This window comes from Bradyrhizobium sp. (genome assembly GCF_049512235.1).
Classification (GTDB): domain Bacteria; phylum Pseudomonadota; class Alphaproteobacteria; order Rhizobiales; family Xanthobacteraceae; genus Bradyrhizobium.
The window spans coordinates 1-9,913 of the sequence record NZ_JBEKXH010000244.1 but is presented as its reverse complement, the minus strand read 5'-3'; the positions used below and the strand labels follow the sequence as shown (position 1 = coordinate 9,913).

The 9,913-nt window shown below is 62.7% G+C and carries 8 protein-coding genes; 5 read left to right on the top strand and 3 right to left on the bottom strand.

Annotation, left to right across the window (positions count from 1 at the left end; translation table 11 throughout):
* The coding region (locus ABSG20_RS21350; protein ID WP_423866496.1) for a hypothetical protein at positions 1 to 582 on the top strand (582 nt) is incomplete at its 5' end.
* A 35-nt stretch (positions 583 to 617) separates the two neighbouring features.
* Here the strand turns inward: ABSG20_RS21350 and ABSG20_RS21345 are convergent.
* A complete protein-coding gene (locus tag ABSG20_RS21345; RefSeq protein WP_423866495.1) occupies positions 618 to 1,589 on the bottom strand; it encodes a M14 family metallopeptidase in 972 nt (323 codons plus the stop codon).
* 30 nt (positions 1,590 to 1,619) lie between these two features.
* Positions 1,620 to 3,008, bottom strand: a complete 1,389-nt coding sequence (locus tag ABSG20_RS21340) for an alkaline phosphatase family protein (RefSeq protein ID WP_423866494.1) — start codon at positions 3,006 to 3,008, stop codon at positions 1,620 to 1,622.
* Between the two features lie 306 nt (positions 3,009 to 3,314).
* Here ABSG20_RS21340 and ABSG20_RS21335 point away from each other — a divergent pair, with 306 nt between their 5' ends.
* Both ABSG20_RS21335 and ABSG20_RS21330 read left to right on the top strand, forming a co-directional pair.
* Positions 3,315 to 4,187 carry a UbiA family prenyltransferase gene (locus ABSG20_RS21335; RefSeq protein ID WP_423866493.1) on the top strand — a complete coding sequence of 291 codons (873 nt, stop codon included), beginning with the start codon at positions 3,315 to 3,317 and terminating at the stop codon, positions 4,185 to 4,187.
* Positions 4,188 to 4,196: 9 nt separating this feature from the next.
* The gene (locus ABSG20_RS21330; RefSeq protein WP_423866492.1) at positions 4,197 to 5,102 is read left to right on the top strand and encodes an EboA domain-containing protein; all 906 of its coding nucleotides are present in this window, start codon (positions 4,197 to 4,199) and stop codon (positions 5,100 to 5,102) included.
* Between the two features lie 65 nt (positions 5,103 to 5,167).
* Here the strand turns inward: ABSG20_RS21330 and ABSG20_RS21325 are convergent, their stop codons facing one another.
* Entirely contained in the window at positions 5,168 to 6,253 is a 1,086-nt protein-coding gene (locus ABSG20_RS21325; RefSeq protein ID WP_423866491.1) for a TatD family hydrolase, read from the bottom strand.
* A 305-nt stretch (positions 6,254 to 6,558) separates the two neighbouring features.
* On the opposite strand from ABSG20_RS21325, the gene ABSG20_RS21320 reads away from it, so the two are divergent.
* Together ABSG20_RS21320 and ABSG20_RS21315 are read left to right on the top strand one after the other, a co-directional pair.
* A complete protein-coding gene (locus ABSG20_RS21320; RefSeq protein ID WP_423866490.1) occupies positions 6,559 to 8,964 on the top strand; it encodes an EAL domain-containing protein in 2,406 nt (801 codons plus the stop codon).
* Positions 8,965 to 9,251: 287 nt separating this feature from the next.
* A complete protein-coding gene (locus ABSG20_RS21315) occupies positions 9,252 to 9,839 on the top strand; it encodes a DUF4399 domain-containing protein (RefSeq protein ID WP_423866489.1) in 588 nt (195 codons plus the stop codon).
* Positions 9,840 to 9,913: the final 74 nt, after the last annotated feature.

Genomic DNA, 9,913 nt, shown 5'->3' with positions numbered 1-9,913 from the left:
AAGCATTTTACCTGTTCGTTCATATCGCTTGGCGACACCGCCTTCTTCCTTACCTATGACAAGGACCGACCCAAAGGGATGCCGCCGGTCTGCCTGTTTTCGCCGCTCAATCATCCGCCGCGCACCGACTTCATCAGCCATCTGCCCTACAGTAGAGGTGACAGCGCCCGGCTCAACAATCGGGTTCAGGGCTATTCCTTCTGGATCGGTGCCGGAAGCGGCAAGCCGATCCAGGTCGGCGTCAGTCCCGACCGGACCAATGATCAGGCAATCATGTTCGGCTACGGCTTCATGAGCAAGCCGACACGGGACCGCGTCGATCGCGCGGCCCCGCCGTACCGGCATCCGCAATCGTTCTACTTCTCCGGCTACCCGCGGCCGCCGGCGAACGCGCCGATCGTCAGTCAGAACTATACCAACTTCGCCATCATCAAGCCGGATCCGAAAAAGACCTGGGATCTCGTCAGCAACCTCGACCCCAAGACGCTTCCGCAATGTCAGCTCTTCAGTCCGCCCGCCGAAATGGCGGGTGTGACCAATACGCTGAAGGCGCCGACCTGGGGCGACATCAAGCATCCCTGATCATCCCGGCACGTCTCTGACGTGCCGGTACCGATCTATTGAGCGGCATCGACAAAGCGCCCGAATCGCACGGCTGTCATCCCCTTCCACGGCCGCCGCGTCGGCATGATAAGCACACAGTCGCCATAGGGCGTCAGGACCGGTACATCTCCATCAAATCCGACCAACGTGCCGCGCTCGGCCAAGACTTCCCCACCAATGAACGGCTGCGCAAACGTGAACCGAGCGGCAGTGATCGTAACGGCTTGGGTGACTTCAACGAACCGCTGTGTTGCCGCGACACCAGTCGCCGTCTCCGGCGCAAATTCTTCCGTGAAGATCCCGCTTGCGCGCAAAAATCGAACGGCAGTCTCGATCGCAATATCGGCGGAGCATTTGGCCCAATGCTGTCCAGTTTCGACCAGCAGCGCATTGTTCGTACTGGCCGGATCGGAAAAGCTGCGATAGTCGCGCAGACGTGGACCTTGGGCGTGGCCCTCGTCTGCAACGACAAGCGCGGGCATTGCAACTTTCCGGGCGAGATCGCGTCCTTTGGCCAATGGCCCGGACAAAAGCAGCGGTGGCATGGCTGTCTGCATGGAGTGGATGTCGAGCAGCAGGTTTGCATCAGCCACTATGGGCCGAAGCGACCGCGCTCGCCGCAGTTCTGCACTGTCGCGTGGTCCGTCGAGGATTGCATCCGACCACAGCCGGTTCAAATCCTCATCCACCCATCGCGAGATGGTTGGATCGGCCACGTCCCACAGGGCGTACGCATCTGCGTTCGCGAAGACGAGAGTGAGTTTGCCCGCCGCCGGTCGAGGGTTCTGCCGGTGCAGCCAGTCGAGTGCGATGGCTCCGCTCAGCTCATTGCCGTGAACAAGTGCCGAAATCAGCACGTGAGGTCCCGCGCAGCCTGAGTTATAGGTCGTTACGAACTCGACGCCGATATTTCCTCGCCGATAGGGCGAGATGTCGGGCGCAATCAGTTCAACCGGATACCCCGTATCGACGCGTGGTGTGGCCATTGCCGCATCATCTTTCGTGCCAACTGGCGTTCAAGCTTGCGCATTGAAAATCGCATCGAGCAACAGCGATTTTACCTGTGTTGCCGCCAGCGTGTTGCCCTTCAGCAATTGCGGCCGATCGACGATCACCACAGGGCCGTCCTCGCTGCGTTCATTGATACGGCCGTGCGAGCCGCGGACCAGCGACGCATCCAGCGGGATCACGTCCATCAGCGTGCGAAATCCGAGCTTGCGCAGTGCCAGGCGTTTTGCGATCGCCAGTTTTGGTGCCGAAATCGCGGGATCGAGGAGCAGCTCCGCGGGATCGTAACCGGGCTTGCGGTGAATTTCCACGGTGCGGGCGAAGTCGGGTGCGTGGCGGTCGTTGCTCCAGTAGTAATAGGTGAACCATGACCGGGCATCGGCGATCGCGACCAGTTCGCCGGAACGGGGATGATCGAGGGCGATTTCAGCCTTGTCGGTTGCGTTATAAACGCGCTCCACTCCCGGCAGCGCCTCGAGCAGGGCTTGGACGTTCGGCAGCACACCGGGGTCTGCGACGTAGACATGGGCAATCTGGTGGTCCGCGACCGCGAACGCCCTGGAGACGGTGGGGTCGAGCAATTCTCCGCCATCTTCCTCCCGCACTGCCAGCCAGCCTGCCTCGCGCAGGGCCCGATTGATATGGACCGGCCGGTCGACGCGGGTGATGCCGTATTCCGACAGGACAACGACCGAGCGCCCGCTTGCTCTTGCCGCCTCGATCAGGTCGCCGGCGACGGCATCGATTTCGGCGAGCGATTTTTGTACCGCAGGATGCGCGGCGTCCGGACCGAAGCGCTGCAGGTCATAGTCGAGGTGCGGCAAATAAGTGAGCGTCAGCGTCGGATTATCTTCGCGCATCACGAGTTTTGTCGATTCCGCGATCCACCGGCTCGATGCGATTGTCGTCGCCGGGCCCCAGAATTGAAACAGCGGAAAGGGCCCGAGCCGATCGGTCAGGCGATCGCGCAGGCCGGCGGGAACCGTATAGCAGTCCGGTAATTTGCGGCCGTCGGCCTTGTAGATCGGCCGCGGCGTCGCGCCGATGTCATGGCTGGCGGCCATGTTGTACCACCAGAACATGTTGGCGCAAGTGAAAGCCTTGTCGCGGCTTCTCGCCGTCTCCCAGATCTTTTCGCCGCCGACCAGCCGGTTGGATTGGCGCCAGAACATGATCTCCATCTGATCGCGGAATAGCCAGCCATTGCCGACGATACCGTGCTCGCGCGGTTTCAGACCAGTCATGAAACTGGCCTGGACGCTGCAGGTCACGGCCGGGGTGACCGTGCGCAGCGGCACCATGGCGCCGCCGCGCGCGAGCGCCGAAAGATGCGGGGTGTGAACGCCGAGATGTCGCGGCGACAGCCCGACCACGATCATCGCCAGCAGCGGTTTCAACCGTCTGTTCCGGAGACCTGGATCGCCTGCGGCGTTGTCGAAGGTATGGAAATGGTCACGCCAGCACCCGATCACGGCCTTGAAACTGCAATCCAGCTTGCCAAACCGGCCGGCAAAATGGCACCTTGAAATTGCAGCTTGCGCGCCGCACACTAGGCCAAACCGCCTTTGACGCAAGTCGCTTCGGCTGCCGCGGTTCGCGCAAAAGGGATGTCGCGTGAGGAACAGCGCCAGGCTTGATCTGCCGTCGCGGCCGGCCGACGATATCAGGCTGCAATCGTTCAGCCTCGCCGGGCGGCTGGTTCGATGATTGCGATCGCCAGGCCGATGCCGGCTCTGTCGACGCTGCTGCGGCTCGGGCGCATCTCCAATCTACCGACGGTGTGGACCAATGTCTTTGCCGGATCGATCATCGGCGGCGGCGCAAGGCCAGGCCAGCTCATGCTGGTGCTGTCGGCGATGACGGCCTTTTATGTCGGCGGCATGTGTCTCAACGATTTCTTCGATCGCGCCATCGATTCCCGCGACCGGCCCGGCCGGCCCATTGACGCAGGTGAGATCACGGCGGGCGCGGTATGCGCGATCGGCTTCGGCCTGCTCGCGGCGGGCGTGGTGCTGATGATGCCGCTCGGTTTGGCCGCGGCGAGTTGCGGGACGATACTGGCGGCGACGATCGTGCTCTACGACCTCTGGCACAAGGGCAACCCGCTCAGCCCGATCGTGATGGGGCTATGCCGCGCGCTGGTTTATATAGGCAGCTGCGTGGCGGTGACTGGCGGGCTGTCGAATACCGCGCTGATCGGCGCCTGCGCGCTGGCGTCCCACGTCGCCGGCATCACCTATGCGGCCAAGCAGGAAGGCCTTGACCGGGTCGGCAAGCTCTGGCCGCTGTTGATGTTGGCGGTGCCGCTGCTTGCGGCGTTGCCCGGCCTGACGGCATGGCCTGTGCTGACTGCGCTGGTGTTGTTGCTCGCCGCCGATGCGCGAGCGGTCTACCTGCTGGCCAACAAGCCGGTGCCGGGAGCGGTGCCGCTCGCCGTATCCGGATTGATCGCCGCGATATGCCTCGTCGATGCCGTTGCCATCGCCGGGGTTGTCGGCAACAGCGCCGTCGCAGCCATCTGCGTGCTCGGATATCCGCTGACGCGCATGCTGCAAAAGATCATTCCGGGAACATGAGGCCTGCCCATGGCCGAAACAACCCGCGCAGCGCAGGGCTATCGTGATCATCAGCTGTTGGCAGGGTTTCTGACGCTCGCCGACACTTGGGTCGCGCGGGCGACGGATGATCGTGGCATCACGTGGTTTCGCGGCGCGCTCGACGAGGTGTCGCGCGCCGCAAGCGATCGCGCGCTCGGCGTCGCGATCGGAATGGCGCCCCGGCGGCTCGGCAAGGCCGCTCTCAATCTCGGCGCCGACGATCTGGCTCGCGCGGCCACGTTGCGCCGCGGTTTCGATCCCGCCGGCTGGAGCGTCGACCAGCTGGCGCGCATTGCGCTGATGATCGCGAGTTATCGCAGCGATATCGATTTTGCCGGCCGGCTCGATCGCTATTGCGCGACGGCCGAAATCAATGAGCTGATTGCGCTATGCCTGGGCTTTGCGATTTATCCCGTGACCGCGCCGATCGAGCCACGCGCGCGCGAGGCGATCCGTTCCGGGATGAAGCCGGTGTTCGAAGCGCTGGCGCATCGCAATCCTTATCCCGCGGAGGTTTTTAGCGAAGATCACTGGAACCAGATGGTCGTCAAGGCGATCTTCATCGACTCGTCGCTGTGGCCGATTTGGGGATTGGACCGGCGCGGCAATCCAGGGCTCGCGCGCATGCTGGTCTCGCTTTGGCAGGAGCGCCGGGCCGCCAACCGTCCGATCAGCGGCGAAATCTGGCGCTGCATTGCTCCCTTTGCGGATCGCGATCGCATGGCCGCGCTTGTTGGCGCCTGGCAAGCCGGTGCCGAAAACGACCGGCTGGCGATCGCGCTGGCCTTGCGCGCCGCGCCAAAGGCAGCGTCCGAGTTGCCGTTCGGCGATCAATTGCGCGAAGTTGAGGCCAGGCTGGACGCGCAGCGTATCGATTGGCGCGAACTGGCTTGACGGGCAGGCGCGGTATCGTATCGGGCTCAGAGGAGCGCACATTCGGGCGCGGTTCGATGATTGCGTCAGCTGATCCTGATATCGCTCATCGATCTCCTCGTCGTCTCGATGCGCGGCGCCTGTCCGCCGCGCAGCACGCTGTTGCCCAGAAAAAGCGTGCTCTGGTCGATCGGCGACGGGTCGGTCCAGTCGGTCGCCTGCATCGCGCCGGACAGGCCGTAGACGGCCAGCGCGTTCTCGTAACTGACCTTGCGGATATCAGGGCCGGCAATGCCCCGCTGCGCCATCAGCGCGGCGGTCTTCGGCACCGCCAGCGGATCGGATACGCCCCAGTCGCAGGCGGAATCGACAATGATGCGTTCGGGTCCATAAACACGGACGATCTCGGTCATGCGCTCGTTGCCCATCTTGGTGTGGGGATAGATCGAGAAGGCGGCGAAGAAGCCGCGGTCCAGCACTTCGCGCACGGTCTCTTCGGTATTGTGGTCGATCACGCAGCGCCCGGGATCAAAGCGATGCTCGGCCAGCACGTCCATGGTCCGCATTGTGCCGCGGTGCTTGTCGCGGTGCGGCGTATGGATCATGATCGGAAGGTCGAGCTCGATGGCCAGATCGATCTGCGCACGGAGACATTTATCTTCCTGCGCGCTCTGCTCGTCATAGCCGAGTTCGCCGAGCGCAACGACGCCCTCCTTGACCGCGAAGCCCGGCAGGGCGTCGAGCACGGCTTCGGCCAGCGCCTGATTGTTGGCTTCCTTGGGATTGAGGCCGACGCAGCAATAGTGGCGGATGCCGAACTGGCCGGCGCGGAACTTTTCGAATCCCAAAATGGTCGAAAGATAGTCCAGATAGCTGCCGATATTGGTGCGCGGCTGGCCAAGCCAGAACGAGGGCTCGATCACCGCCACGACACCGGCGCGCGCCATCGCCTGGTAATCGTCCGTGGTGCGCGAAATCATGTGCGCATGGGGATCGATGAACATCGTGCCGGCGGCTTCGGGAACGGCCAACCCGGCAGCTGCAAATTTGACGCCCGCCGAGCCGTTGGCCTTGCTCGGTTGCAGCCGGGAACCGCAGCACGAACAAACCAGTCCCTGATGTAGCGATTGTTCAGGGATTCCGCTCTGGCCCTTACCGCCGTCGTCAGCCACCCTCGTTCCCCCATCCCGGATGTGAAAGCACTGGTTGGGTATCGACCCAATCCGGATTTGTGTTCAATGATACGGCATCTCGGCAAAAAGGCAATTGCAGGTTGAGCGCTCATGACCCGGGCAAAATTACCGCCCCTTGAGCATCTCCGGATCGACCAAAAGGGCCGGATTCGCGGACCAAACCGCAGCCTTTCCCATTTATCAACCAAAGGATGTGAATAAATTTGGCTAAACGCCGCCCGCAAAAATAAACCTTTAACCCGTTCGTCCTAGCCTCTGCCGGCATGTGGGAGCGCGGCGCGCGGATGACCAGATTTTCGCAAGTAAACCGCTTCATTCGGTCACGGTCCGGCCGCGGCTTTTTCCTGCATTTGGGCATGTGCGCGATGCTGTCCGCGGCGGTCGGGTACGGGTTCCACTATTTCAGCCTGAACTGGTTCATGGAGCACAAGACCGACGAGAAGATCATTGCGCTCCGGCTCGTGGATGCCTTCGTCACCAACTATTCGGCGGTCCGGTCGCAATTCGGAACAAACGCGCCGGTGCCGGCGACATTCCGGGCCCACGCGATCGATGCCTTCAACAAGCGCGCGGGCGACGATTCCGCGTTTCGCCTGCGCTGGGTCGGCCGCCAGGGACGAGAGATATTGACGCCGCCGACGGATGCGCGGATGGCCGAGGCAATCGAGGCCTTTGCAGCGAGGCCGAATCCAAAGCCGATGTCCGAACTGCTCGACATCAACGGCGAAAAGGTATTTCGCACGGTCTATCCGAGCGTGGCGCAGGAACAGAGTTGCGTCAGCTGCCACAACGCGCTGCAGCCCGGCAAGGCGCAGTGGCATCTGAACGACGTCATCGGCGCGTTCGCGATCGATGTGCAGGTCTCGCCGTTTCTGCGCACGGTGACGCGGCAGAGCTCCGGCATCGGGGTTGGCCTGTTTCTCGCGCTGGCGCTTGCCGGCTTGTTCATATCACTGATTCATTTTCGTCAGCTGGAAGCGCTCGACGCGTCCGCGACCGAGCTCGGCCGTACCCAGAAGTTTCTCGACACCATCATCGAGAACATGCCGGTCTCGATCGCCGTCAAGGACGCACGGGATCATCGCTACGTCCTCGTCAACCGGACCGCCGAAATTGTCTTCGGCCTGGCGCGTGGCGATTTGATCGGCAAACATGTCGACGATCCCTCAACCAGGGAGGTCACGGACGCCTTGTTTCCGCTCGGCGGCGAGGCGTCGCATACGGGCGAACTGCAGGAAATAGACGAGCACGTGGTAAAGACCCGTCACAACGGCACCCGCGTCATGGCGACCAAGAACCTCTCGATATCTGAGGGGACCAGCGAGCCGCGCTACCTGCTTAGCCTTTCGGAGGATATCACCGACCGCAAGCAGGCCGAGGCGCGGCTCGAGCATATGGCGAACCACGACGCCTTGACGGATTTGCCCAACCGCGCGGCCTTCACGGAGCGTCTCGCCCGCACGATCGAGATGGCAGAGCGCGGCGGAGAAACGTTCGGCCTGCTCAGTCTCGACCTCGACCGCTTCAAGGAAGTCAACGACGTGTTCGGCCATGGGGTCGGCGATGATCTGCTGCGCGAATTGTCGCGCAGGCTGCGCGAAAGAGCCGGCGATGCGTTTCTGGCGCGCCTGGGGGGCGACGAATTCGTTATCATCACGCCGAACGGCGATCAGCCCGCGCTCGCCGAAGCCATCGCCGCTGGTCTGCTCGAAGCTGTCGCCGCCGACCTGGAAATCCACGGCCAACATCTGCGCGTCGGCATCAGCATCGGTGTTGCGATCTTTCCGGACGATGGCGCCGATGCCACGACACTGCTCAACAATGCCGATGCCGCGCTTTACCGCGCCAAGATGGCCGGTCGCGGCAAGACGCGCTTCTTCGAGGTCGAGATGGACCATCGGCTGCGCGAGCGGCGCGCCATTCAGCATGAGCTCAGCTCCGCCATCGCCCGCAACGAACTCCACCTTCATTACCAGCCGCAGGCGAGGATCGACGGCGAAGTGATCGGCTTCGAGGCGTTGCTTCGCTGGAATAATCCTCAGCGCGGCATGGTTTCGCCGGCGACCTTCGTTCCGATCGCGGAGGAAAGCGGGCTCATCATGGAGATCGGCGAATGGGTCCTGCGCCAGGCCTGCCGCGAGGCGGCGTCGTGGCCACGACCGCTCCAGCTCGCCGTCAATCTCTCGCCGATCCAGTTCCGCCACGGCGATCTCGCCGCTTTGGTGCATTCGGTGCTGCTTGAAACCGGGCTCGCGCCGGCACGGCTGGAACTGGAAATCACCGAAGGCGTGCTGGTGGAAGATTTCGCCCGGGGCCTTTCGATCCTGCGTCGCCTGAAGGCGCTCGGCGTGCGCATTGCCATGGACGATTTCGGCACCGGATACTCTTCGTTGTCCTATCTGCAGTCTTTCCCGTTCGACAAGATCAAGATCGATCAGTCGTTCATCTCGAATCTGAAGACCAATCCGCAATCCGCGGCCATTGTTTGCGCGGTTGTCGGGCTGGCGCGGGGACTAAATCTGCCGGTGCTGGCCGAAGGCGTCGAAACCAGCGCGCAGCTCGATTTCCTTGTCTCTGAATCCTGCGACGAGGTGCAAGGCTATCTGATCGGACGACCCGGACCGATCGCGGATTATTCCAGACTGGTCGGCCGCCCTGATGTGATCGACGCGAACGTGCGCAGCGCCTGATCTCGAGAAAACAACGCCGATCGAATGCCGCTTGAACGGCTCGCTTGCTCCGCGAATCCGCCACGCTTCGGCGCGGAATCGGTCACGCTTAGGCCCCGTTTAACAGCCTGTATCGTGTATCCGAATGTGGCGAGCGGTGGCCGGCCATGGGATTGCAAAGTGGCTGTTACCGGGACCTCACCTCCCGGGTCGGGCGCTTGCACCCCCAGGGTTGCGTCATTGACGGCGTCAACTGACGCCGGCACCGCCTTTCCACTTCCACGTTTTCCCACTTGCGAAGGGCTATCATGCGTAAATTGTGTTTCGGCGTTCTCTGTGTTGCAACGATTCTAGCTGCCACCGCGCCGGCATCGGCCCAGACGCCGCCGGCGGCCGCGTCACCATCCGACACCGGGCAATCGACGGCACCCGCCGGCGCTCACGCCTACTTCGTGAACCTCAAGAACGGCGATACCGTAACGAGCCCGTTCAAGGTCGTGTTCGGCCTCAGCCCGGATATGGGCGTTGCGCCGGCCGGCGTCGAGAAGCCCAATGTCGGGCACCATCATTTGCTGGTCGATACCACGCTCACGGCCGAGGAAATGACCCAGCCCATTCCGGTCGACGCGCAGCATATCCACTTCGGCAAAGGCCAGACCGAGACCACGCTGACATTGCCGCCTGGCGAGCATACCCTGCAACTGGTGCTCGGTAACTGGACCCATATTCCGTTCGCGCCGGGGGTACAATCCGACGTCATTACCGTCACTGTAAAGGATGAGGCCGCGGCGAAACCGGAGGCCGTCGCAATGCTGAAGGAAGTGCGACACAGGCATCATCACCACCATCATCACCATCACCATGACCGTCACAGCGGTCGTGTGTATTACAAATAGCGACGCCACGCGCCGCCCACCGGCATGGTCGGCGCGAGGATCGCACGCATGCACATCCGACGATTGGCTGCGTG

Bases quoted from the DNA above. Each gene is read 5' to 3' on its own strand.
- ABSG20_RS21320 (WP_423866490.1), top strand. From the start codon at position 6,559: ATGACCAGATTTTCGCAAGTAAACCGCTTCATTCGGTCACGGTCCGGC.
- ABSG20_RS21315 (WP_423866489.1), top strand. From the start codon at position 9,252: ATGCGTAAATTGTGTTTCGGCGTTCTCTGTGTTGCAACGATTCTAGCT.
- ABSG20_RS21345 (WP_423866495.1), bottom strand. From the start codon at position 1,589: ATGGCCACACCACGCGTCGATACGGGGTATCCGGTTGAACTGATTGCG.
- ABSG20_RS21335 (WP_423866493.1), top strand. From the start codon at position 3,315: ATGATTGCGATCGCCAGGCCGATGCCGGCTCTGTCGACGCTGCTGCGG.
- ABSG20_RS21330 (WP_423866492.1), top strand. From the start codon at position 4,197: ATGGCCGAAACAACCCGCGCAGCGCAGGGCTATCGTGATCATCAGCTG.